Here is a 25147-nt window from a genome sequence, read left to right as displayed (position 1 = left end):
ACGTCGATGGAGCCTCGACACGCCTTGGACGAGGCGGCCGCCGATCGGATCGCCCGACTGCGCGGGACCGAATACGCGAGGCTCGACGCCGACCGTCACGTCTACGTCGACTTCACCGGGGGCGGGCTCTATGCGCAGTCGCAGGTCGACCGCCACGCCGAGCTCCTGCGCACCGGCATCTACGGCAATCCGCACTCGTTGAGCCCCGCCTCGCTGCGGGCCAGCGAGCTGGTGGAGCAGGTGCGGGAGCGCGTGCTCCGCTACTTCCGGGCCGATCCGGACGAGTACGTGGTGATCTTCACCGCCAATGCCAGCCACGCGCTCAAGCTCGTCGGCGAGTCGTACCCGTTCACCAACAAGGATCGCTTCCTCCTCACCTTCGACAACCACAACTCGGTCAACGGGATCCGCGAGTTCGCGCGGACGCATGGCGCGCCCACGACGTACGTCCCGCTCGGCCCCGAGCTCCGCATCGAGGACGAGGCCCTCGAGCGCGAGTTGGCGATGCACCCCGAGGCCAGCAACTCGCTGTTTGCCTATCCGGCGCAGTCGAACTTCTCGGGCGTGCAACACCCGCTGGAGTTCATCGCGCGCGCGCAGGACGCGGGGTGGGACGTCCTTCTCGATGCCGCCGCGTTCGCGCCGACCAACCGGCTCGACCTCTCGCGCTGGCACCCGGACTTCGTCTCGCTCTCGTTCTACAAGATGTTCGGCTACCCCACCGGGATCGGGGCGCTGATCGCCAGGCGCCGGGCGCTGGCCAAGCTGCACCGCCCCTGGTTCGCCGGAGGTACCATCTCCGTCGCCTCGGTGCAGGCCGATCGCTTCCTGTTCGCCGAAGGGGCTGCGGCGTTCGAGGACGGGACGGTGGACTATCTCGGCATCCCCGCGATCCTGTTCGGCTTCGACGTCCTGGAGCGCGTGGGGATCGAGCACGTGCACGAGCACGTGACGGCGCTGACCGAGCGTGCCCTGGCCGCACTCGCGACGCTTCGGCACGGGAACGGCGCCCCGGTGCTGCGCATCTTCGGCCCGGGCTCCACCGATCGCCGCGGTGGCACCATCGTCTTCAACTTCTACCGGGGCGACGGCACGCTCGTCGACCATCGCCAGGTGGAGGCACACGCCGCCGCCGAGCGTATCTCGCTGCGCACGGGGTGCTTCTGCAACCCGGGCGCCGGCGAGACCGCGTTGCGGCTGTCACGCGGCGAGATCGAGCGCTGCTTCCCCGCCGATGCGCTGGGCGGCGGCTTCGAGCCCTTCCGCCAGTGCATCGACCCGACCAAGGGGACGGGGGCGGTGCGCGTCTCGTTCGGCCTGGCGACGAACGCCGCCGACGTGGACGCCGTCATCGCCTTCGCGCACCGCATGGTGGAGGCGTAGCCAGCGGCGTCCGGCACCGGCCGCCCCACGCGCGGTCCACGACCCGAGGGGGCTCGACGCCACGGGCGGCGCACGACGCGCCGCCCGTTCGTTTCCCCTATCGCCCTAACGCGCCACGTTCACCCAGCGGCGCACCATCCCGAACGTCGCCGCCCCGGGGTTGGCCGCCAGGATCTCGAGGGCGTACCGCCCCTCGGCCGGGAGCTCGATCTCCCCCGCATAGGTGCTCCCCTCGCCTGCATACGCCAGCTTCCCCTCTCGCACCACCATCCCGTCGCGCACCAGCCGGGCGACGACGTCCCCCACCTCCCACATGCCGCCCGGCTGCGTGGGACACGAGCACAGCATGCGCACGCGCGCACGCACCGGCACGCGGGACGACGCCCGGAGCGCCGCCGTCGTGTCGGGGGCAAGGAGGTCGATGACGTAGCCGTGCATCTCCAGCACGACCCCGTCGCCCGTGACGTCGCGCCCCGGGAAGAGCCAGAGCCGCTTGGACGCGCGTGCCATCTGGTCGGGATAATTGAGCGGCCCCTCGGCCGTCACATCGACCATCGTCGGCTCCGTGAGGGTGATGGTGGCCACGTACCTGGCGCCATCGCCCGCCGTGAAGACGTCCTCGCCGCGCTTGCGCGGCTCCTGCATGATGCGTCGCGTGTCTCCCGTTCCCCCCTCGTGCCGCCCCTCGGCGAGCAGGCGGCCGGTGGCCGCGTCGCGGATGCTGACCCGCACGCCGCCCACGGCCGAGCCGATCAGCTTGGCGTCATGGGTGACGACGTGCGTGACGATGCGCGTCGCCGTCGGCGACTGGGGCGATGGGGACTTCCCCGAGCCAAACGATGCGCAGCCGGCCAGGGCGGCGAGGGCGGCGGCGGCGATGAATGAACGGATGGATGCAGTCATGCCCGGAAGAGACACCCCGTGCGTACCGGAGGCAATCGGGCGAAGCCGAGCCGTGCGGTGAGGGATGTCCCGGCGCGCGCCCCTTCCCCCGCCCCTGCGCAGGAGTTGATTGGAGGGGGGCGGGGGCGGGGCCGCATCGCCGCTGGCGCCGCCTGCGGCCCCCGAGGGCGATCCCGCGCCCTGGGGGCTCCCGAGGTGACGGGTGCTCCACGCCGGCGGGCGTCCTGCGCTGGGTGCCTCCTCCCGTCCATGTCTCGCGATGACGCGCTTCACCCCGTTTGGCGCGCTGCACCTCACGTCGGTCGTCGCCCTCGCGGGCGTCGTCGCCGCCCTGTGCGCCATCGGCGCGCACCTGCGCGAGACGCGCGCTCGGCGCCGCTACGAGCGCCTCATCGCCCTCCTGGTCGCGTCGCTCTGGGTCGCGTACCAGGGATACGATCACATCGTCCACGGCTTCGACGTGCGCTGGTCGCTCCCATTGCAGCTGTGCGACTGCTCGGCGGTGATCGCGGCCCTCGCCTTTGCCTGGCCGCGGCGCCCCCTCCACGCGCTCGCGTGGTTCTGGGGACTCGCCCTCGCCTCACAGGCCGTCCTCACGCCGGACCTGCAGGGGGGACCCTCCACGCTCGCCTTCTGGGCTTTCTGGCTCTATCACACCTTCGTCATCGGGGCGGGGGTGTACGCGGTCGTGGTCCGCCGCTTCCGCCCCGCCTGGCCAGATTTGCGCCTGGCGATCGGGCTCGGACTCGCCTATGCCGTGACGATGTTCATCGTCGACGCGGCGTTCGGCCTCAACTACGGCTATCTCGGGCGCGACATGCCGGGGCAACCCTCGCTGCTGGACGTCCTCGGGGCGTGGCCGTGGCGCGCGCTCTGGATGGTCCTGCTGGCCTCTCTCGCCATGACGCTGCTGTGGCTGCCGTGGGCGGTGGCGCGCCGCGTCGCCCCTCGGCGCGCGGATACGTGACCAGGTCGCGGGGGGAGGCCGCCGGCCGCGTGCGGCATGGCTCAGCCATCCTCGATCTCCGCCTTCCGCAGCAGCGTCTCGGAACAGGTGGGGCAGATGCCGTGCGTGAACTCGGCGTTGGAGCGCGCGGCGATGTACCCTTCCACCTCCTGCCAGTAGTCATGGTCGTCGCGGATGCGCTTGCACCAGGCGCAGATGGGGATGAGCCCGCCCAGCTGCTTCACCTCGGCGAGCGCGCGCTCGAGTGATGCCGTGCGCTCGCGGATCCTGAGCTCCAACCCGGCATTCAGCGCCTCGAGCTCCTCCTGCGCGCCCCGGCGCTCGGCGTCGACGCGGCACAACGCCATCGCGAGCCTGACGAGGATGACCGTCGCGACCACGACGCCAAGGACCACCATGACCGCCAGGCCGAAGCGCGCGTCGAACAGCCCCAGTCGCTCGCCGATGACCGGGATCCATCCCAGGAGGAAGAGGACGGGGAAGATCGCGGGGAGGAGCGTCCGCGCCACCAGGCCACCGGCACCCCGACCGAGGAGGATCGGCATGAATCCCTGCTCCGGCCTGGCGAGCATCGTGGCCACCGAGAGGAGCATGAAGCTCACCACGGTGGAGAGCGCGATCGCCGTGGTCGCTCCGAACGTCGTCAGTGAGCGCACCCCGTAGAAGTAGCCGACGAAGGCCGTGGCCGCGAGAAACAGCACCGACGACATGAGTGCGTAGACCACCGCCGTGGCGAAGGCGGGGAGGCGCAACTGCACCAACAGCGCCGTCCCGCTCAGCACGAGGCCCAGCGCCGCACCTGGGGCCATCCGCGGCGATGGCTCCGGCCCGAAATCGTCCACGCGTGCCGAGCGCACCAGCATGTGGTCGATGCCGAGGTCTACCCCGAGGACATGCTCCGCGAGCGCCCCCCCACCGATGAGGATGACGAGGATGGCGGCCGCCTGGCCGATCGCAGGGGGCATGCGCGACGCTTCGGCATCTCGCGTCACCTGCCAGAGCGCAAGGGCGGCCAGGATGAAGGCGAGTGCCGTGTTGGCCTTCATGGACACGTCACCCGGCACCAATGTCGCGAGGATGGGAACGCCGAAGGTCCACCCTGCCAACGCCACGGCGCCCATGAGGGCGATGATCACCGCGACTCCCCTGGCGAGGCGGCGCGCCGCGCGGGAAGGGGCCAGCTCGTACTCATCAGGCATGCTGGATCGTAAGCCGGCACCCGGTGCTTCGACAAGCGACGATCTGCAGGGGCGAAATCCTCCCTGTGTGATGCCGCTATGACACTCGTACCCTGCTAAGGGTGAGTGAAGGGCGTCCCGGGCCCCTTGCGAGCCCAACCCGTCATGACTGGATTCTCCGGGCACCGTCACTCCTTCGGAGCCTCGCATGGACACCCCTCTCGTCATCTTGCGCGCTGTTCACATCCTGGCCGGCGTGTACTGGGCCGGTGCCGTCTTCGTCGTCGTGACCTTCCTCATGAAGGCGGTCGCCGATGCGGGACCGGCAGGCGGTCAGGTGATGGGAGCCTTGATCAAGCGGCGCTTCCTCGACGTCATCCCTGCCGCTGCCCTGATCACGGTGCTTAGCGGACTCGACCTTTATCGGCGCACATCCGGGCGTTACGGCACCGACTGGATCCGCTCCCCGACGGGGATGGGGCTGAGCATCGGCGCCGTGACCGGGATCCTCGCGCTCCTCATCGGTGCCATCGTGGGGCGCCCCAACACGTTGCAGGCGGCGGCCCTGATGACGCGTGCCGCGACGATGGCCGACGGGATGGAGAAGGCGGCGCTCATCACGCGGGCCGGCCACCTGCGTGCGCGTGGCACCGCCGCCATCCAGGGGGCCGCCGTCCTCCTGCTCATCTCGGTCCTGTGCATGGCGGTGTCGCGATACCTGTAACGTCCACGCGCCCGCGCACCCGGCGTGCGCGCTCACGGGTTTCCTGCAAAGAACGTGTTGAAGAGTGAACCTCCCGTGCGCCTCCGCGTATCACCATGGAGCGATGCGTCGCGCCCTGGCACCCGATTCCGCAGGCGCACCCGTGTTCCGTGGCGACGTCCCGACGAGCCAGCGCCGATGACCCGACAGACACGGCCGTGGCGAGCGCTATCGTCACGCCGTCGCTCGCAGGGAGGTGCAATGTCCAGCGTTCGTCGTCTCGTATCGGCTGTCACCCTGGTTGGCGCGCTCCTGACGCTGGCGGGGTGCAACCGTACGAGCCAGGCCCCTCGGGGTGGCGAGGTCGCGCTCTTCGTGCGCAACAATGCCTTCCTCGACGTGAACGTCTTCTCGCTCCCCACCACGGGGCTCGACACGCGCATCCGGCTGGGGACCGTCACGGGGCACTCCACGCAGCAACTGAGTGTCCCCGCAATCGCGCTGCGCCCAGGCGGAGTGCTGGTCCTCTACCTGCACGCCATCGGGAGCAACAGCTATTGGGTGTCGCCCGCCGTCATGGTCGACCCCACGCAGGCGGCCTGCCTCGACATCTACGCCGATCCCGGCGGCGACCTCGGCCGCACGTCGCTCTATACCACCATCGTCGCCGCCGCCAACGGCCGGGCGGCGATGGCGTCGGGCACCTCCGACACCGCTGTCGTGAGGCGGGACACGGCCGCGTGCATGTGATAGTTGTATCTCGTTAGGGCATACGGGCGGGACGATGCGTCGAAGCGCGCACGCGCGCCCAGCGGGGAGGATTGACCATGCGATACCTCACGACCATCCGGCGAGCGGCGCGCGCCCTGCGTCCCGCCCTCCTTGCCCTGTCCCTCGCCGCTCCGGCGGTACTCCCGGCGCAGTACTTCGGGCGCAACAAGGTCGTGTACCGACGCTTCGACTTCCGCGTCCTCCGCACGCCGCACTACGACGTGCACTACTATCCGGAGGAGGCGGCCGCTACCCGTGACGCCGGGCGCATGGCGGAACGCTGGTACGCGCGACACCTGGCGCTCTTCGGCGACACGGTCAGCCGGCGCTCGCTGATCCTTTACGCCAGCCCGGCCGACTTCCAGCAGACGAACGTCGTTCCCAGCGATATCGGCGAGGGGACCGGGGGCGTCACCGAGGCGTACCGCAGCCGCGTCACCATGCCGCTCACCGGTGTCTACGCGGAGAACGATCACGTCCTGGGGCACGAGCTCGTGCACGTCTTCCAGTATGCCGCTGCCGAGGCGCCGGCGGAGCGCGGCGGCGGAGGGGGCATCCAGAGTCTCGGGCAGCTCCCGCTCTGGCTGGTCGAGGGGATGGCGGAGTACCTGTCCGTCGGGCGCAACGATCCGAACACGGCCATGTGGATGCGTTCGGCGGTGCTGCGCGACAAGGTCCCGAAGTACAAGGACCTCACCGACCCCCGGATCTTCCCGTATCGCTACGGACAGGCGTTGTGCGCCTACATCGGCGGGCGTTGGGGCGACGACACGCTCGTCGACCTCTTCCTCGAGGCATTGCGCCACCCGCTCGAGAACGCCATCCAGCGCCAGCTGCATCTCACCGCGGACCAGCTCGTCGCCGAGTGGACCGAGGCGATGCGCGCGTTGTACCGGCCGGCCATGTCGGGGCGCAGCGATCCGCGCGAGGTCGGCGTCGCCGTGCTCGCCGAGCGCGGGCGCGAGCCGGGACTCGACGTCGCCCCGGTGGTGAGCCCCGACGGACGCTACGTCGCGTTCTATTCCAGCCGCTCGCTCTTTTCCATCGACATCTTCATCGCCGACGTCGCCACCGGAGAGATCGTCTCGCGCCTCACGTCGTCCACGGGCACGACACACTTCGACGCGCTCAGCTTCGTCTACAACGCCGGGACGTGGTCTCCCGACGGGCGCGACTTCGCCTTCGTCACGTACCGGGAGGGACGCAACGAGCTGGCGATCGCCAACGTGGCACGGCGCGACATCACGCGGCAGGTGACGATTCCGGGCGTCAGCGGCATCTCCAGCCCCACCTGGTCCCCCGACGGCAAGGTCATCGCCTTCTCGGGGCAGGCCGGCGGCGTGAGCGATCTCTACACCTACGATCTCACGACCGGGAGCGTACGGCGCCTGACGAGCGACCCGTACGCCGACGTGCAGCCGGCGTGGTCACCCGACGGCGCGTCGATCGCCTTCGCCACCGACCGTGGCCCCGGGACGAACCTGGACCAGCTCACCTACGCCCCGCTGGGAATCGCCGTCATCGATGTCGCCTCACGGGCCATCCGGCCGGTGCCGCTCTTTGCCGGCGTCAACACGCTCAACCCCCAGTGGACGCCCGATTCGAAGAGCCTGTACGTGCTGAGCACCCCCGATGGCTTTCCCGACATCTATCGGGTCGACCTCGCCACCGGGGCGCGCACGCGCGTGACGCACACGGCCACCGGCGTCAGCGGCATCGCGGCGCTATCGCCGGCGATCTCCGTGGCCTCGCGCACCGGGCGAGTCTTCTTCTCCGTCTTCGATCGCACGGGGTATCGCCTTCGCGCGCTGGACGCGGCGAGCGCGCGGGGCGAGCCGGTGACGGATACCATCGTCGCGCACGCGACGGCCGGGCTCCTGGCGCCGGCCGAGGCCGTCGCGACGAGCGTGGTCGAGCGTCGCATCCACGACGCCAGCAGCGGGCTCGTGGGGACGAGCACCTTCAGCGAGCGCGCCTACGCCCCCACCCTCAAGCTCGACGCCATCTCACCACTCTCCGTCGGTGTCGCGACGAGCCGGTACGGGACGGGGTTCGCGGGGGGGATATCGGCCAGTTGGAGCGACGAGCTGGGCGACCGCAACGTCGGGGTTGCGGTGCAGGCGATGGGCGAGGTGCAGGACATCGGTGCCGCGGCGTACTACCTCGACCTCAAGCGTCGATGGCAACGCTACTACGGGGCCAGTCACGTCCCCTACCTCACGCTCTACACCACCGTCGAGCCGGGAACCGTGAACGTCCCGGGAGGTGGCACCGCCGATGCGACCATCGTCAATCAGTACCTGCAGCGCGTCTTCTTCGACCAGGTGCAAGCGGGGGTGACATACCCGTTCTCGTCCGTCAGGCGACTGGAGCTGTCGGCCGGTCTCTCGCGCGTGAGCTTCAGCACCAGGGTGCAGCGGCTGGCGGTGCTGGGCGGCACCGCCTATGACCTGGGGCGGGCCAACGCCGACTCTCCTTCGTCGCTCTCCTTCGCGCAGGGGTCGGCCGCGCTCGTCTTCGACAACTCGATGTTCGGCTTCACCTCGCCGGTCACCGGCGGGCGGTATCGCCTCGAGATCGCCCCCGCCGTCGGCGACCTGACGTACAACCTGGTCACGGTCGACTACCGCCGCTACCTCTTCGCCAAGCCGTTCACATTCGCCTTCCGCGGCCTCTCGCTGGGGCGTTACGGGAAGGATTCGGAATCACCTCGTCTCTCGCCGCTGTATGTGGGCGACAGCTACCTGGTGCGCGGCTACTCCGTGTTCTCGTTCGATCCCGCGGAGTGCTCGGCAGGGGTACAGGGTGGGAGCAGCTGTCCGGAGTACGACCGGCTCATCGGGAGCCGCATCGGCGCCGCGAACCTGGAGCTGCGCATTCCGCTGTTCGGCACGAAGGATCTCGGGCTGCTGGAGACGCGCTTCCTCCCCGTCGAGATCTCCCCGTTCGTCGATGCCGGCGTGGCGTGGACGAGCGAGAGTTCGCCCAGGTGGGTGTTCGCGCGCGAGTCTCCCGATCGCATCCCGATCGTTTCCACCGGCGTCTCCTCTCGCTTCAACCTGTTCGGGGCGATGGTGCTGGAGGTGTTCTACGCCAAGCCGTTCCAGCGACCGACCAAGGGATGGGTGTGGGGGGTGCAGCTCCTTCCCGGGTGGTAGCCCGCCGCGCTCGGGGCCGGCGGTGACGCGCTGCCGCAGCTGCCGCAGCTGCGGGAATGCCGGACACGACCGGTAACGGTCGCCGGATGCCTGCCGCGTCGTTCGGCCTTATGCTTCAGGAGAACGAGATCTGGCCAAGGGGGTGAGCCTGATGAAAGCGCGCGACATCATGACGCCGAAGCCGTTCTTCGTCACGCCGACGGATGACGTCTGCAAGGCGGCAGAGATCATGCGCTACGAGAACATCGGCGGGGTCCCGGTGGTGGAGAGCGAGACACGCCTGCGCCTGGTGGGACTCATCACGGATCGCGACATCGCCACGCGATGCGTTGCGCGCCGGCACCAGCACCCGTGTCCGGTGCATGACGTGATGACCCCTGCCCCGCTCAGCACGGTACACCCGGACGCCGAGGTATCGGAGATCGTGCGCCTGATGGAGGAGGGATCGGTGCGACGGGTCCCCGTGGTGAGCGACGACGGGGTCCTGATCGGGATCGTGGCCGAAGCCGACATCGCGACCAAGCTCCCCCCGGAGGAGGCGCTGCCGCTGCGGAAGCGCGTCAAGCCGCACACCGGCGTACCGCACCTGGGGCGGGAGCTTCGCTAGCGCCCGTCAGGCGGCGCGCGATCGGCGCAGCACCAGGGTCATCGCAGCGAGCAGGACGAGCCAGACGGCGGTCCTGAACGTCATCGCGCGCACGCTGTCGACCGCGACGGCGCTCCCGCGTTGGTACTGGTAAACGATGAAAAGCAGGACGAGGAAGTTGAGCAGGGCGATCGCCCCGGCAGCGCTCCTTCCGCGGCGGGCGTTGCGCCATGCCGCGACGCCCGCCCCGATGTATGCCACGCCCATGACGGTGTTGAACACCAGGAGTGGCAGGTAGACGACATAGCCCGGGTCACCGCCCGCCAGGACTCGTCCGCCGGCAGCAACGGTGGCAAGGCCGAAGGCGATGGCCACGATGGCGGTGGCCTTCTGCAGGGTATCCATGGGATGGCGTCCGGTGTGGGGGCGAGCGGGATGCTACCGCCCCGGCACACGTCCGGACATCGGGGAAAAGACGATTGCTGCACGGCGGTGGCAGGCTAGGTTGGACGCACGATGCGCCACCCGTCGTGCTCGCGCCGCGCCGCCTCCGCCCTGCTGTGGATCTGGTTCGCCGTCTTCCTGGCGGCGCCGGCGTCGTGGCGTCCGTGCCCGATGCACCACCCCGTCCGGCAGAACGGGGTCGCAGGGAGCGGCACGCACGCCGGGGCTCACGAGCGCGCGGACGCCGGCACGCACATGGCGGTGGCCGCGCACGACGCGGACGCCGACACGCACATGGCGGCGGCCGCGCACGAAGTGGACGCCGGCGAGGACGCTCCCGCGCATCCCTGCGACTGCGCCACCGACTGCTGCGGCACGTCGCCGACCGCGATCGAGCCCCCCTCGATCCTGGCCGCCCCGCATGCGATTCCGGCGCGCAACGCGCCCGTCTTCGCCTCGACGATCGGAGTCGCGGCGGCGCGCGTGCGGCTCCTCCCCTTCGCCAACGCCCCACCGGCGGCGTAGAGGCCCCCGGCGCCCGGCGCCGGCGATCCCACTCCCACGCGTCCCCCACCGGCCGCCACCTCCTGCGGCGGCGCCGGTCCACGGCGTCCATCGTTCCATGCGATGATCCCGCGGGGGACGTCGCTCCGACACCAATCGCCACGCATGATTCGCACGCCCCAGCCGGCGCCCCGAGTCGGGAGGCGCCTCGTCGCGCAGTCGCGCGGCGCTGTCGTCGCATCGCTCACGTTGGCGCCGGCGGCGCTGCCCGCGGCGTTGCCCGCAATGCCGTCCGCAATGCCGTCCGCAATGCCGTCCGCAATGCCGCCCGCCATGCCGCCCGCACCGTTGCCGTCGGCGCTGGCGCAGTTGCCGGCGTTGCTCCTGCTGGTGTTGCTGCTGGCGGCGTGCGGCTTCACCTCCCCGGAGGTGCGTGCCGAAGGAGCGGTGATGGTCCCACCCACGGGCGGGGCGCCAGCGGCAGTCTACCTGACCCTGGTCAACCATGGCCGCTACCCCGACACGCTGCGCGGCATCACCGCCCCAGGCGTGGGCGCGGTCTCGCTCGTGACCCAGCGGCAGCACCGGTCCCCCACGGGCGGAGACGGATCGCGCTGGATGGCGATGACGGCGCCCGTCTCCTCGGTCGCCATTGCGCCCGGGGGCGACGTCGCCTTCTCGCCGGGCGGCGTGCACGGCGTCGTCGCACGGCTGCAACGCCCGCTCGTCCTGGGCGAGACGGTGGCCCTGGCGTTGCATCTGACGGATAGGCGCGTGCTGTCGGTACGCGCACGCGTGGTCGCCTTCACCGCGCTGGACAGCGCCCCCTCACCGCTCGCGGCCACCGGGGGCCGCAACGCCGCCGCCGTGCCGGGCGGCCGCGCACTCTACCGCGCCAACGGGTGCGCCAGCTGCCACGGCACGGACGGGCGCGGCGACGGCCCCATCGCCGCCACGCTCGATCCGCGCCCGCGGGACTTCCGCGACGCGCGCGCCTTCCGCAACGGAATCGACACCGCCGCCATCGCCCAGACCCTCGCCACCGGCATCCCCGGGGGCGGCGCGATGCCGCGGTACGCACACCTCACCATCGACGAGCGCCGCACGCTGGCCGGCTTTCTCATCTCGCTGCGCGCGTCCCCACCACACTCGACACCACTGCCATGACCCTTCCCCCGACCTACCTCGCGCGCCGCGCGGGCGCTTCACCACTCGCGGCCATCGCCTTCCTCCTCGCCGTCGCCGCGCTGCCGCTCGGCGCGCAGGCCCCCGCCGTGACCGCGGTGACCGCGGTGACCGCGCGCGACGCCTTCACCTTCGAGACTCCCGCCGGGCGCAAGGTCACGGCGGTGTTCGCGATCCTCGAGAACCGGGGCCCTGCCCCACGCGCGGTCGTGGGCGGAGCCACGGCGGTGGCCGACACCCTCGAGCTGCACGAGATGAAGCGCGGCGGCGGCATGATGCAGATGTCGCCCGTGCCTTCGATCGACATCCCCGCCGGCGGCGCCGTGGCGCTGCGCCCGGGCGGGTTGCACCTGATGCTCTTCGGCGTGCGCCAGCCGCTGGTGGCCGGCGACACCATCACCGTCACCCTCACCCTGGACGACGGGACCCGCCTCCCCATCGCCGCCGAAGTGCGCAAGCGGCAAGGGATGATGCGATGACGCCGACCGCACGCCGAACGGCGGCCGCGCTCGCATTCGCGTTCGCCGTCGCCGCACTCGGACTGGCGCGCTGGAAGACGTCACGCGACCACCCCCCCGTGACGTCCATCGGCGGCGACTTCGTCCTGACCGATCACACCGGTGCGCCGTTCTCCCTCGCGTCGCAGCGAGGGAAGGTGGTCCTGGTCTTCTTCGGCTATACCTACTGCCCCGACGTCTGCCCCACGACCCTCTCCAAGCTCGCCTCGGTCACGCGCCGGCTCGGGGACGACAGGGCCCGGGTGACGACGCTGTACATCACCGTCGACCCCGAGCGTGACACCCCAGAGGTGCTCGCGGCCGATCTCGAGAGCTTCGACCTCGACGCGTTCGGCCTCACCGGGACGCGCGAGGAGATCGATCGGGTCGTCGCGCTCTATGGCGCATCGTACGAGTTCGTTCCCCGGCCCGAGTCGGCGATCAAGTACACGGTCAATCACACCACCACGCTCTACGCGCTCGATGCGCGGGGGCGCGTGCGCATCCAGTTTCCGTACGAGGCGACGGTGGACCAGGTGGCAACGGGAATCGAGACGCTCCTGGCGGAGTCGCCCTGATCGAGCCGGGACACGGCGCCACGCATCCGGCGTCCGCACCGGCGGTGCGGGCCGGCTGCGTGGCGCGGCGGACGCGGCGGCTCGCGCTACCGCGAGTCCCGCGCGGTGCGAACGGCTTCGAGGATGCGCTGGAACCGCGGCTCGCGCCGTATGGCGGCGAAGGTCGTGCTGTCGAGGACGAAGGGCAGCTCGTCGTCACCCTCGCGCAGCGCCCGCTCCAGCAGCGCGTACGTGCGTGCGGTGTCGCCGAGGGCGAGCCAGGTCGTCGCCAGGCTCACGCGCGAGACCCCCAGGCGCGCGGCGCTGTCGGCCAGGGCGCGTGCCCGGTCGCGCTGGCCGAGCCGCGCGGCGATGAAGGCGTGCTGCCCCAGCTGCACCGGGTTGTCGGGCGCGCGCGCGCGTGACCGGACGATGGCCGACTCGGCGGCCACGAAGCGCCCGAGGCGTACCAGCTGCAACGCCAGGTTGCCGAGGAGGATCGGGTGCCCGGGATCGAGCGCCAGCGCCTGGCGGATGGCGCGCTCCGCGTCGGCCGGGCGGTCCAGTGTCGAGTAGAGGTTGGCCAAGTCCGAGTACACGGCCGGCGACGCCGGGTCGAGCTCGACGGCGCGCAGCGCGAGCGCGACGGCGTCGTCGGGGCGGCCGGCCCGCGCGACGAGCGGGGCGAGGCGCGAATACGGGCGTGGATCGCTTGGGGCGGCCCGCATCGCCCGCCGGTAGTGCCCCTCGGCGACGGCGTCATCGCCGCCGCGCACTTCCTGGGTGCGACCGAGCACCAGCCAGCCATCCACGAGATTCGAGTCGAGGGCGAGCGCACGTCCGGCGAGCGAGCGCGCCTCGTCGTACGCGCTGTCCGTCGGCGCCCACCGCAGGTACCCCTGCCAGTGCCTGACGGTAGCCAGTCCGGCGAATGCATGCCCATATGACGAATCACGGGCGATGGCCTCGCGGAAGTGCCCGATGGCCGCGGCGTATCCCTCCGGCGTGTTCGCACGGAAGGCGCGCCACCCCTTCATGACGGCAACGTGCGCCATCGCATCCCGAGGCTCTCGCTCGGCCGCCACGGTCCCCGTTCCCACCTGCACCAGGAGGCGCGCGACGATCGCTCGACCGATGTTGTCCTGCACGGCGACCACGTCGCCCATCGAGGCCTCGAAGTTGTCGCTCCACAGGTGATACCCGCTTGCGGCATCGATCAGCTGGGCCGTGATGCGCCAGCGGTCGCCGGCCTGGCGGATGCTCCCCTCCAGCACGTGCCGCACCCGCAGGGCGCGCCCGATTGAATCCACGGGGAGGTTGCGCCCCTTGAAGGCGAAGGCCGACGTCCGCGCCGCCACCTGGAGCCCGGGCACCTGCGCCAGTCGGTTGAGGAGCTCCTCGGTCATCCCGTCCGCCAGGTACTCGTTTCCCGAGTCGCCGCTCATGTTGACGAACGGGAGGACGGCGATGCTCGGGGTGGTGCCGGTTCGCTCGGCGCGATCCCGCATGGCCCAGCGGATGCCGAGGATGGCCACGACGAGCACGGCGAGTCCGAGGGCGGCGCGCGCCCAGCGTCGTCGCCCGGGAGCGCCATGGAGAGGCGCCGCAGGCAAGGCACGCGCCGCGGCCGGCGCAGCAGGCGCGGCCGGCGCGACGGGCGCGACGGACACAGGCAGCGCCGCCGTCACCGCTCCACCAGCTCCTGACTGGTCTCCCTCTGGTGCGCCCCGGCTTCCGCCAGGTGCAAGGGCGACGATTTCGGCCGTCGTCGCGACCGGGCGCTCGCCGATCGACTGTACCAGGCGCGTGAGCTCGAGCGACGGCTTGAGGCCGAAGTCCGCCGCCAGGCGCTTCACGTGGTCGGCATAGACATCCAGCGCGCCGGTCACGTCACCCGCATCCGCCAGCAACTCCACGAGGCGGCGCACCGCCCCCTCGTCCGTCGGATCGATCGCCAGCGCCCGCCGGGCCCAGCGCACGCCCCCTTCGGCGTCGCCCGAGGATGCGGCCGCCTCGGCCAGCTGTCGCGCCCCCTCCACCGCCAATCGCCGTCGTCGCAGTCGTTCATCGTCCAGCCACCGCTCGGCGTCGGGGGCGTCGTGGACATGCAGCCCCGCGAGGAAGTCCCCTTGGTACAGCGCCAGCGCCTCTTCGAGCTGCCCGCCATCGATCGCGGCGTCGAAACGGGAGGCGTCGCATATCACGATCGCCGGGTCGATCCCCACCTCGCGCTCGCCCCGCGTCGTGATGGCGTCCTCTCCCATCCCCCGCCGGAGGTGGTGCAGTGCCTGCCGGAGGCTGTTTCGCGCGCGCTCGGTGTCCGATTCGGGCCAGAAAAGGGCGAGAATCGTGTCGCGACTCCGGAATCCCGCCGGCCGCGCACAGGCCAGATAAGCCAGCAGGGCCAAGCGCTTGGGCTGCGCCAGGATCGTCGCCAGCGCCGTGTCGTCCCGTCGGAGCTCGATTGCGCCGAGGGTCTGGAACCGAATCATCGCCGGAAATCGCCGAAAATGGCCGGGATCGAGAAGAAAAGTCGGCGGAGACCCCCCAGATAACGCCTGCCAGCAGGGGGAGATAACGCGTGCACGCCAGAATACACCCGTTACGGAGGCCGCCGTGAGGCCCCAGAACGAACCGGCAATCGAGCGAGAGGAGCATCCATATGTTATCGAACCGAGCAAACCACCGCACCGTCGCGCTGGCAATCGCCTTCGCCGTGCTCGCCGCCGCGTGCGGCGACTCGGCCCCCATCCCCCCCGTGGCCGTTCCAGCCCCGGTCCATGCGGTCGTCCTCACCCCGGCGATGCCGTCCATTCGCGTCGGCGAAGGGGTGCAGCTGACCGCGACGCCGCGCGACGCCCAGGGACGCCAGCTGCACCGTCCCGTCGCCTGGCAGAGTCTCGCCCCCCACATCGCGACCGTGAGCGAGTCGGGGGTGGCGACCGGGGTCGGCGCCGGCCAGGCGACGATCGCTGCGACCAGCGATGGGGTGACGGGCGAAGTTCAACTGGTCGTCGCGGCGGTGGAGCCGCCGGTGCCGCCGGTCGCCCGTGTCGTCCTGAGCGACGGGAGCCTGGATCTCGAGTTGGGCGAGGAATACCAGGTCGTCGCCCGCACCGAGGCCGCCGACGGGTCACTCCTGATTGGGCGGGAGCAGTACTGGGGAGCGAGTCGCCCCGAGGTGGTGCAGGTGGCGGGCAATGGACAGCTTCGGGCGCTCGCTCCCGGATCGACCGTGATCACGGTGTCGAGCGAGGGAAGGTCCGCGCAGCTGACGGCCACGGTGCATCCGCGCCCGACGGGCGCGCTGGTATTCGATCGCGTGTCGGAAAGTGGGAACGAGATCTTCGTGCGCGCCCTCGACGGCACCCTGACGCGCATCAACGCGGGGAACGTCTCGCGTCACCCGACGCCATCACCCGATGGCCGGCGCATCGCCTTCGCGGTGACGCAGCGCGACCTGACGACCGGGGAAATGCTGTACGACCTCTTCATCGTCGACCGCAACGGAATGAACATCCGCCACCTCACGAAGATGGCCGGCGTCGAGACCGATCCCGCGTGGAGCCCCGACGGGACGAAGCTCGCCTTCGTCGGCTCCGCAACCGTCGGTGATCCCTATGACATCTTCGTCGTGGACGTGGACGGGAGCACGGTGGTGAACCTGACGGCCGACATGCCGTACTCCTACGAGCAGGCGCCCGCCTGGTCGCCGGACGGTTCCCGCATCGCCTTCTCGTCGTTCGGCCTGATCGGCACGTCGCACATCTACGTGATGAACGCCGACGGCTCGTCGCGCATGCGGGTGAGCGATGATAAGATGCGGCACTCGCTGCACCCGACCTGGTCGCCCGATGGACAGCACATCGCCTTCTCGTCGCTGAACGGGCCGACCGGCCAGGACATCGTCATCGTCCCGCGCTCGGGCGGCGCGGCCACGTACATCGCCATCCCCGGGCACCAGCTCGATCCGGTCTGGTCGCCCGACGGCGCGCACCTCGCCTTCACCGGCTACGTCGCCGAGGTGCAGCACGTCTTCACGATGCGGCCGAACGGGAGGGTGATCCGGCAGCGGGCCGCGGGGCGCAACCCGGCCTGGATCAGGCCGTGAGCATGGGGCGTCAGCGCGTGGCACCCCTGCCGGCACGGAGCGCCTCGAGGGTGCGCGCATAACGAGCGTCGCCCGGGGCGAGCTGCACGGCCCGCTGCAGCGCCGCAATGGCCTCCGGAAGCTTCCGCTGCCGGGCGAGAGACCGCCCCAACTCGAAATGGAGCTCCGCCTCGTTCGGCATGCGCGCGATCGCGTCCCGGATGAGGCGTTCTCCGTCGCCCTCGCGCCCCTGCAGGGAGAAGACCCCGGCGAGGTTGACGATGGCCGGGATGTTGCGCGGCCATTGCTGCGCGGCGGCGCGGAACTCGCGCACGGCGCCGGCGGTGTCACGGCGCGTGAGGAAGAAGGCGCCGAGGGTGACCCGGTGCTCGGCGCGGTCGGCGTTGTAGCGCTGGCTGGCGATGAACTCCTCGCTGGCGCGCGTGAAGGCACTGCGCCACTCCGGGCGCGCGAGCGAATCGGCCACCGGCGCCAGCGACCAGGTGGCGGCCAGGCGCACCGCGCGCAGGGGGTCCGAGAGGAGGGGGGCGGCGACCGCGATACGCGCCGCCGGCGGCACTCCCTCGAGCGCCGCCAGCGCCCATCGCCTAACGAGCGGATCCGTATCGCCGGCCCCGTCGGCGGCGGCGGCGAGCAGCCGGCTCGCGGGGGAGGCGGTGTCGCGCACCGCATGAGGGGCCGGCACGCCGCCCTCGCTGGCGCCGGTCGGGGGTGCATCGGCCACACCGCCGGCGAAAGCCGCTCCATGGCGCGCCAGCCGTGCGAGCGCCGACGCCCTGACGACCGCAGGCTGCGTACGGTCGCGGGCAATGGTGACGAGCGAGTCCATCGCCCCCGCCCCCCCGCGATCGTCGAGCGCGAACGATTCCGCGAAGCGCTGGAAGCCGCCGGGATCACGCCCTCCCATGCTCCGCACCCAACCCGCCGCCCACGCCGCGCTCCGATCGGCGTGACAGGCGTTGCAGGCGTTGGGGACTCCGAGCGTGACGCTCCGGTCCGGGCGCGGGACGCGGATGCTGTGGTCGTGACGGCCGTCGATCTCGAGATAGTTCGTCACCGGCATGTGGCATGAGGCGCACGCGTCGCCCGCGCTGGAGCGCGCGTGACCGTGATGGGCGCCCGAGCCGAAGCGCGCGAGAGAATGGCACTGCCCGCACACCTCGTTCCCCGGCCGCCGCAGCTTCTGCGTGTGCGGATCGTGGCAGTCAGCGCACGTCACGCCAAAGGCGTGCATGCGGCTCTCGAGGAACGACACATGGTTGTAGACCTCGTCTTCCTGTTGCCCATCGGCATGGTACAGCCCGGGGACGATCACCAGCGGGTCGTAGTAGTCCATGAAGGGCGCGCCCGCCGTGTATCCTTCGGCGACGTGCACGCGCCGCGCGTGGCACTGCGCGCACACCTGGAGCTCGCGATCGGTGCGGAGCGGCACGCTCCGCCGCGCGTTGCCGCTGGTGGAGTCGATGCTCCAGGTGGCGCCCCGCCGTTCGTCGAGACGCGCGGGCAGCCTGGCCTCGCGCCAGACCGTGCGCCGCAGCCACGCCGGGAGGCGTCCCCACGCGGCGTGACCCTCCCCGGGGCCATGGCACCCCTCGCATCCCACGCCGAGCTCCGAGTACCGCGTGTCGAAACTGTCGGCGCGCTCCACGTAGTGCTTGCGCACCGCCGTGGCGTGGCAGTCGGCGCACATGTAGTTCCAGTTCATCCCACGCCCGCTCCAGTGCATGTCGTCGTCTGGGCCGAGCGGAGCCACGACGTCGAGGGCGAGCCAGCGCTGCCCGCCCTGGGCCGCGGGGCGCGCGTCCCACGACAGCGTGAGTGGCTGCAGCCGCCCCCCAGGGAAGGCGACGAGGTACTGCTGCAGCGGGTAGACGCCGAACGTGTACCGCACCTCGTAGTCGTGCAGCCGGCCGTCGGCGCCCGTGGTATTGACGACGAATCGCCCGTTGCGCCTGAAGAAGCGCGAGACGTGCCCGTCCTCGACGTACGTCGCACCGGAAAAGTCCCCGAGGACGCTGCTGTCGGTGGCCGGCTGCATGGCCACGGCGTGTTGCGACGAGCGCCAGGCGGCGTACTGCGATGCGTGGCACGGCGCGCAGCGGGCGGACCCGACGAACCGCGCGTCGGCATCGGCGCCAGCACTGCCTGACGAGGGGCGGCACGCTGCGGCGAACAGGGCAGCGACGCCGAGCGACGCGAGCGCGCGCACGGAGGGCAGCATCCACATACACTCCCTCCCGGTACGGCTCCCGTCAAACGGATGGGCGACTGGCCGTCACCAGGCGCCCTCGCGCGCCCTCGCGCGCCCCCTCGCGCGCCCCCTCGCGCGCCCTCGCGCGCCCTCGCGCGCGACCCCACGGACGTGGGCACGGGACGCTGGTACCCGGGTTCGGCACGAAAGGTGCGTCCTCCCTCGTGCGAGAGCGCTGCACGGTGGTCGCGGATGAAGTATCCCCAACCTTCGCGCATGCGTCTTCCATAAGGAGCGATGCAAGCGCGAGCGCGTGCGCTGTCGCGCGCGCGCGGCGCCTCCATCATCACTTGTCGTGAGGGTTGGTCTCGTGCGTCCATTCAAGTTCTTGACCGTGCTCGCCATGGTGGCGATCACCGCTTCCTGCTCCAAGGACGACCCCATTTCGGCGCCGGCGATTCGCAGCGTGGCGCCCGCCTCCGGGGTCCCCGCCGCATATGCCGACGTGGTGGTCGGTACCGAAGTCCCGATTTCGGTCATCGTGTCGGGCGTGAACGGACCGGCGGCAAATGTTGCCGTCACCTTCGTCCCCTCGGCCGGCGGGAGCGTCACGCCAGCCACGGTGCAGACCGGGGCAGACGGCAAGGCCTCCGCCAGCTGGAAGCTCGCCGCAACCGTCGGCGGGAATACCCTGGCCGTGACGGCCGCCGGCCGGTCGACGACCTTCACCGCGTCCACGAGGGCTGGCGCGGCCGCCAAGGTGGTGCCGAATGCAGGGATGGACCAGTCGGCCATCGTCGGGACGGCTGTCGCGGTCCCGCCGAGCGTGAAGGTCACCGACGCCAACGACAACATCGTCGTCACCCCGACAGCCGTCACCTTCACCGTGACCTCCGGCGGGGGGAAGCTCAACTCGAACGCGACCGCCGTGACGGTGCAGACCGTCGGCGGCATCGCCAGCGTGACCAACTGGATCCTGGGATCGGGGGCGGGGACCGGCAACAACACGCTGACGGTGACCACCGCTCCCGCGCTGGCCGGGAATCCGCTGACGTTCGCTGCCTCCGGCCGTGCGGGAGTGGCGGCGACGCTGGCCATCAAGGCGGGCAACAACCAGTCGGCCATCGCGGGGACGACGGTGGCGGTGCCACCCAGTGTCCTGGTGAAGGATGCGTTAGGCAACCCGGTCCCCGACGTCGACGTGACGTTCACCGTCACCGGCGGTGGGGGAACGGTGGCTCCCGCGCTCGTGAAGACGGATGCCACTGGGACGGCGACCGTGAGCGGATGGGTGCTCGGTACGGTGGTCGGCGCCAACGCGCTGTCGGCGCGTGCCACGGGGGTGCCGCCGGTGTCCTTCAGCGCGACGGGGACGACCGGAGCGGCAGCCCGCATCGAGAAGGTGACGGGTGACAACCTCACCGCAGCCGCCGGCACGCTGCTCCCGACGGCGCCCGCCGTGCGGGTGACGGACTCCAACGGCAATGTCGTCGCGAACGCCGCCGTGACCTTTGCCGTGGCGAGCGGCGGGGGGACGATCGTCGGTGACGCCACCGTGAAGACCGATGCCCAGGGGATCGCCACCGTCGGCGGGTGGAAGCTCGGGCCGGCGGCCGGCGAGCACAGGCTCCTCGCGACGAGCGGGACGCTCGTGGGTAGCCCGCTGACCTTCACCGCGACCGCGATCCAGACGGCGGCGACGATCGCCGTGCACGCCGGAAACGACCAGACGGCCATTGCCGGCGCCGCCGTCGCCGTGGCGCCAAGCGTGATCGTGAAGGACGCCCTGGGCCATCCGATCGCGGGGGCCGAGGTGACCTTCGCCGTCTCGAGCGGCGGGGGCGTCGTTGCACCTGTGACCCCGGTCAAGACCAACGCGCAGGGAATCGCGAGCGCGACCAGCTGGACGCTCGGCAAGACGGTGGCGGGGAACCCCAACACCCTCACGGCCAGCGTCGCTGCCGCAGGCGTGGCCGGGACGACGATCTCGGCCACCGCGATCCCCGGACCCGCGGCGAAGATGGTGAAGTACGCCGGCGACAACCAGGTCGGCGGCGTGGGACTCCCCCTGCCGATCGACCCGACGGTTCGCGTGCTCGACGCCAACGACAATCCGGTGGGTGCGGGGACACGCGTGACCTTCGCCGTCACGACGGGCGGCGGCGCCATCAATGGGGCGTCGATGGTCCAGACCAACGCCGCCGGGCTGGCGATGCTCGAGGTGTGGGTGCTCGGCGGGACGCCGGGGGCCAACACCGTTACCGCCAGTAGCAACGGGCTCGCAGGGAGCCCGGTCACCTTCAACGCGACGGCGATCCAGTCCCTCGCGACGATGCAGGTCAACGCCGGGAATGGCCAGGTCGCGACGGCGGGGTCCGCGGTCGTGACGCCGCCCAGCGTCTTCGTGCGTGACGGGTTCGGCAATCCCATGCCCAACATCGCCGTCACCTTCAGCGTCACGGGCGGTGGCGGGGCGGTGGCCCCGGTGGGCGCCGTCATGACGAATGCCCTCGGCGTCGCCACCCTGACGACCTGGACGCTCGGAACGACGGTGGGGCCGAACACCCTGCAGGCGACGGCGGCCGGCATCGTCCCCGTCACCTTCAGCGCGACCGGTGTCGCCGGCCCCGCAGCGCAGCTCACCAAGCACGCCGGCGACGCGCAGACCGCCGTCGCAGGCTACGCGGTGGCCACCGCCCCAGCCGTCCGTATCACCGACAGCCACGGCAATCCGGTGGCGGGGGTGAGCGTCACGTTCGGCGTCGCCAGTGGCGGCGGCTCGATCAGCGGTCCGGCAACCGTGCAGACCAACGCCTCGGGCATCGCGACGGTCGGCGGGTGGATCCTCGGGACGCTTGCGGGTGCGAACTCGCTCAGCGCGACGAGTGGTGCGATCGCCGGAAGCCCCGCGACCTTCACCGCCACGGGGACGGCGCCCGTCCCCGCGTCGATCACCATCAACGCAGGGAACAACCAGACGGCGAGCGTGGCGGCGGCGGTAGCCACCGCGCCCAGCGTCGTCGTGCGCGACGTCAACTCCAACCCCATCAACGGCGCGAACGTGACGTTCGCCGTCACCAGTGGTGGCGGGTCGATCACGGGATCGGCGACCGTCACGACCAACGCCTCCGGCATCGCGACGGTTGGCGGATGGACGCTGGGCACCACCGCCGGCAGCAACAACAACACGCTGAGCGCAACCGTCGGCGCCCTTCCCGCGGCGACGTTCACCGCATCGGCGACCGCCGGTGCGGCCGCCACCCTCCTCAAGAACTCCGTCGACCCGGACTCGGGCGCCGTCTTCGACGCCGTCCGGACGCCGAGCGTGAAGGTCGTGGACCAGTACAACAATCCCGTGCAGGGCGTGTCGGTCTCGTTCGCCGTCACGGCGGGCGGAGGGAACATCACCGGGGCCAACCCAGCCACGACCGATGCCAGTGGCATCGCGTCGCTGGGGAGCTGGACGCTCGGGAACTCGCTCGTCCTCAATACGGTGTCGGCGACCAGCGGGGCGCTGACCAACAGCCCGCAGGTCTTCACCGCGTACGTCATGATGGATTATGACAACGCGACGTACGAATCCACGGTCACCGCGGCAGCGGGCGACAGCATCCCCGTCCGGGTCGGAGTCTTCGTGCGGGACGCGAACAACCAACCGATCGCGAACCAGCTCGTGACCTTCACCATCACGCAGGGTGGTGGCCGCTTCGGGGCCACCGGCAACGTCACCCAGCTGCTGGAGTACTCGGGGCCACTCGGGCGTGCGCAGTCGTCGGGGACCCAGCTCTGGTACCTGGGCTCCACGCCGGGCCCGAACACCGTGACCGCGACGACGGTCATCGGCGGACGCACCTTCGTCCTGGTATTCAGGGCGACGGGAACGTGATGCCTGCGTAGCGTCGCCCCGACGCGAATGCCAGTCGACGGCGCGCACCAGGGTTCCGGTGCGCGCCGTTGCCGTTCACGGGCGTCGAGACCGGCCGACGACGACTGCCCCGCGATCTAGCAGGCTTGCGTGATGACCGCGGAGACGGGCTCGAGCCCGGCGCTGGCGTAGCCGAATCCGCCGAGGAGCGACTCGTTGAGCTCCGTGCGATAGTACTGCCCGCCGATGCACGTGGTCGACGTGATGCACTCGGCCAGCGGGAGCTTGGCCGAGCCGCCGTAGTCGGCCGTGACGAGCGAACTGTTGCGGAGAGTCTGCCCGACACGCCCGCGAGCACCGCGGCGCGCGCTCGGCGCTACTTCCGCGTCCCCTCGAACGTGTACCGCGCCACCACCGAATCGGGCTTGTCGGCCAGCACGAACCAGCCGTGCCCCTGCACCGTCCCTCCGCTCACGCGCGCAATCCAGTGATCCACGACTCGGGCCCCTCCCATCGCCTTGTCCACATACGGCGAGGTCACGCCATGTGAACTGTCCGCCTCGATCGCGTACGTCGACTTCACCGTGTCGGGAGCCTCGACCGACGTCCCCAGGCACGTCCCGCCGCCACACACCTGCGTCCAGTGCGCGATGACGGAGTCGGTTCCGGCCAGCTTCGCCATCCCGGTCCAGGTTCCGGAGAAGTCGGCGTCGGTCATCGCCGCGGGGGCCGGCGCCATCGCGGCGCTGTCGGCGGCGGGCTGTTCCTTCTTGGCACAGGCCAGCGCGCTCAGCGCTGACAGGGCGAGGGCGGCAACGTATCGGCGCATGGTTCCTCCTGCACGGTGAGGGGAGACTGCCTGACGGTCGAGCAACGATGCCGTCTTTCGGTCATTAGGGCAAGGGTGCTTGGCGGCGTAGGGACCTCGACCATTCCGAGGGACGGCGCCTTCGGCGTACCTCCCCGCTCCCCCTTGCCTGACGTCGCCCCAGGCACCTGCCCGATAGCCCCTCCCCCGCCCCCCTCCCCATCGTGGGGACGTAGGCCCCGGCCTTCCCGCCGGGACGGGCTTCGGAGGTCCAGATGCGCATCCCCGCACACCCGCTGCACCGCCGCGACTTCCTGCGCACGTCGGCTGGGCTCGCCATCCTCCCCGCATTCGGTGCCGTGGCGCCCGTCCTTCCCACGCCGCGACGGACGAGCCGCGTTGCCCTCGTCCGCACCAGCGACCGCGCGCACGGGGTGAGCGAGGCGCTGAAGCTCTTCGCTCCCCGGGGTATCGACGGCCGGCGCGTGGTGCTGAAGCCGAACTTCAATTCCGCCGACGAGGCACCGGGTTCGACGCACAACGACACCCTCTCCCAGCTCGTTGTCGAACTCCGCGAGCGGGGAGCGCGCTCCATCACCCTGGGCGAGTCCAGCGGCCCGCCGCGAACGCGCGGCGTCATGGAACAGAAGGCGATCTTCGACCTCGCCAGCACCCTCCGCTTCGGCGTCGTCGATTTCGAGGCGCTGGGCGACGACGACTGGGACTTCTTTCCCCAGGGCGCATCGCACTGGCCGGACGGCTTCCACATCCCGCGCATGGTCGCGAGCGCGGAGTATCTCGTCACGACCTGCTGCCTCAAGACGCACGGCTACGGCGGCGTCTTCACCATGTCGCTCAAGCTCGCGGTCGGACTCACGCCGAAGCCCGTCAGGCGCACGATGCATCGCTCGCCTCACATGCGGCGCATGATCGCCGAGCTCAACGCGGCGTACGCGCCGCAGCTCATCGTCCTGGATGGTGTCTCCGCCTTCACCGACGGCGGGCCGTCGCACGGCACGCGGAAGGCGGGCAACGTGATGCTCGTGGGCGACGACCGCATCGCCGTCGATGCGGTGGGGCTCGCGGTCCTCAAGGAACTGGGCTCCAACCCCGCGATCATGGACCGGCGCATCTTCGAGCAGGAACAGATCGCGCGGGCGGTGGAGCTGGGGCTCGGCGCCACGTCGCCAACCGAGGTCGAGATCGTGACCGGCGATGCCGCGAGCGCCGCGTACGCCGAGCGGCTTCGCGGGATTCTCGCGCTGGGGTGAGGCGCGACAGCGCCGCGGCGCTACACGGCACCCCCGGCGCTACACGGCACCCTCGGCGCCGACCG

General features: G+C 71.0%; 19 protein-coding genes. 13 read left to right on the top strand and 6 right to left on the bottom strand.

Annotation, left to right across the window (positions count from 1 at the left end; translation table 11 throughout):
- Positions 1-6: 6 nt before the first annotated feature.
- The gene (locus ABS52_05115) at positions 7-1383 is read left to right on the top strand and encodes a hypothetical protein (protein ID ODT04419.1); all 1377 of its coding nucleotides are present in this window, start codon (positions 7-9) and stop codon (positions 1381-1383) included.
- Between the two features lie 105 nt (positions 1384-1488).
- Here the strand turns inward: ABS52_05115 and ABS52_05110 are convergent, their stop codons facing one another.
- A complete protein-coding gene (locus tag ABS52_05110) occupies positions 1489-2286 on the bottom strand; it encodes a hypothetical protein (GenBank protein ODT04418.1) in 798 nt (265 codons plus the stop codon).
- A 259-nt stretch (positions 2287-2545) separates the two neighbouring features.
- Between ABS52_05110 and ABS52_05105 the strand changes: the two genes are divergently transcribed.
- Positions 2546-3253: a hypothetical protein gene (locus ABS52_05105; GenBank protein ID ODT04417.1), complete on the top strand. Its 708-nt coding sequence runs from the start codon at positions 2546-2548 to the stop codon at positions 3251-3253.
- 41 nt (positions 3254-3294) lie between these two features.
- On the opposite strand, the gene ABS52_05100 is transcribed toward ABS52_05105, so the two are convergent.
- The gene (locus ABS52_05100; GenBank protein ODT04416.1) at positions 3295-4389 is read right to left on the bottom strand and encodes a hypothetical protein; all 1095 of its coding nucleotides are present in this window, start codon (positions 4387-4389) and stop codon (positions 3295-3297) included.
- 250 nt (positions 4390-4639) lie between these two features.
- On the opposite strand from ABS52_05100, the gene ABS52_05095 reads away from it, so the two are divergent.
- The 4 genes from ABS52_05095 (at position 4640) to ABS52_05080 (ending at position 9670) form a co-directional block, all read left to right on the top strand.
- On the top strand, positions 4640-5155 hold the full coding sequence (locus ABS52_05095) for a hypothetical protein (protein ID ODT04415.1): 516 nt from the start codon (positions 4640-4642) through the stop codon (positions 5153-5155).
- Between the two features lie 240 nt (positions 5156-5395).
- Complete coding sequence (locus ABS52_05090; GenBank protein ODT04414.1) at positions 5396-5884, top strand: hypothetical protein; 489 nt, start codon at positions 5396-5398, stop codon at positions 5882-5884.
- Positions 5885-5961: 77 nt separating this feature from the next.
- Complete coding sequence (locus tag ABS52_05085) at positions 5962-9063, top strand: hypothetical protein (GenBank protein ID ODT04413.1); 3102 nt, start codon at positions 5962-5964, stop codon at positions 9061-9063.
- Positions 9064-9214: 151 nt separating this feature from the next.
- On the top strand, positions 9215-9670 hold the full coding sequence (locus tag ABS52_05080) for a hypothetical protein (protein ODT04412.1): 456 nt from the start codon (positions 9215-9217) through the stop codon (positions 9668-9670).
- A gap of 6 nt (positions 9671-9676) precedes the next feature.
- Here ABS52_05080 and ABS52_05075 read toward each other — a convergent pair whose 3' ends face one another.
- Entirely contained in the window at positions 9677-10054 is a 378-nt protein-coding gene (locus ABS52_05075; protein ID ODT04411.1) for a hypothetical protein, read from the bottom strand.
- Between the two features lie 111 nt (positions 10055-10165).
- Here ABS52_05075 and ABS52_05070 point away from each other — a divergent pair, with 111 nt between their 5' ends.
- From ABS52_05070 to ABS52_05055, 4 genes are all read left to right on the top strand, one after another.
- Positions 10166-10618 carry a hypothetical protein gene (locus ABS52_05070; GenBank protein ID ODT04410.1) on the top strand — a complete coding sequence of 151 codons (453 nt, stop codon included), beginning with the start codon at positions 10166-10168 and terminating at the stop codon, positions 10616-10618.
- A gap of 327 nt (positions 10619-10945) precedes the next feature.
- Positions 10946-11764: a hypothetical protein gene (locus ABS52_05065; protein ODT04409.1), complete on the top strand. Its 819-nt coding sequence runs from the start codon at positions 10946-10948 to the stop codon at positions 11762-11764.
- 53 nt (positions 11765-11817) lie between these two features.
- Complete coding sequence (locus ABS52_05060) at positions 11818-12261, top strand: hypothetical protein (GenBank protein ID ODT04453.1); 444 nt, start codon at positions 11818-11820, stop codon at positions 12259-12261.
- A complete protein-coding gene (locus tag ABS52_05055; GenBank protein ID ODT04408.1) occupies positions 12258-12857 on the top strand; it encodes a hypothetical protein in 600 nt (199 codons plus the stop codon). The genes ABS52_05060 and ABS52_05055 overlap by 4 nt, the downstream gene beginning before the upstream one ends.
- A gap of 86 nt (positions 12858-12943) precedes the next feature.
- Here the strand turns inward: ABS52_05055 and ABS52_05050 are convergent, their stop codons facing one another.
- Entirely contained in the window at positions 12944-15328 is a 2385-nt protein-coding gene (locus ABS52_05050) for a hypothetical protein (protein ID ODT04407.1), read from the bottom strand.
- A 170-nt stretch (positions 15329-15498) separates the two neighbouring features.
- On the opposite strand from ABS52_05050, the gene ABS52_05045 reads away from it, so the two are divergent.
- Positions 15499-16947, top strand: a complete 1449-nt coding sequence (locus ABS52_05045) for a hypothetical protein (GenBank protein ODT04406.1) — start codon at positions 15499-15501, stop codon at positions 16945-16947.
- Positions 16948-16957: 10 nt separating this feature from the next.
- Here ABS52_05045 and ABS52_05040 read toward each other — a convergent pair whose 3' ends face one another.
- Positions 16958-19174 carry a hypothetical protein gene (locus ABS52_05040; protein ID ODT04405.1) on the bottom strand — a complete coding sequence of 739 codons (2217 nt, stop codon included), beginning with the start codon at positions 19172-19174 and terminating at the stop codon, positions 16958-16960.
- 334 nt (positions 19175-19508) lie between these two features.
- On the opposite strand from ABS52_05040, the gene ABS52_05035 reads away from it, so the two are divergent.
- Complete coding sequence (locus ABS52_05035; GenBank protein ODT04404.1) at positions 19509-23024, top strand: hypothetical protein; 3516 nt, start codon at positions 19509-19511, stop codon at positions 23022-23024.
- A gap of 355 nt (positions 23025-23379) precedes the next feature.
- On the opposite strand, the gene ABS52_05030 is transcribed toward ABS52_05035, so the two are convergent.
- Complete coding sequence (locus ABS52_05030; protein ODT04403.1) at positions 23380-23832, bottom strand: hypothetical protein; 453 nt, start codon at positions 23830-23832, stop codon at positions 23380-23382.
- Between the two features lie 254 nt (positions 23833-24086).
- On the opposite strand from ABS52_05030, the gene ABS52_05025 reads away from it, so the two are divergent.
- Positions 24087-25082: a hypothetical protein gene (locus ABS52_05025; protein ID ODT04402.1), complete on the top strand. Its 996-nt coding sequence runs from the start codon at positions 24087-24089 to the stop codon at positions 25080-25082.
- Positions 25083-25147 lie beyond the last annotated feature (65 nt).

The organism is Gemmatimonadetes bacterium SCN 70-22 (assembly GCA_001724275.1).
Lineage (GTDB): Bacteria > Gemmatimonadota > Gemmatimonadetes > Gemmatimonadales > Gemmatimonadaceae > SCN-70-22.
Note: the sequence above shows the minus strand (reverse complement) of the source record. Positions and strands in the feature narration are given on the sequence as shown.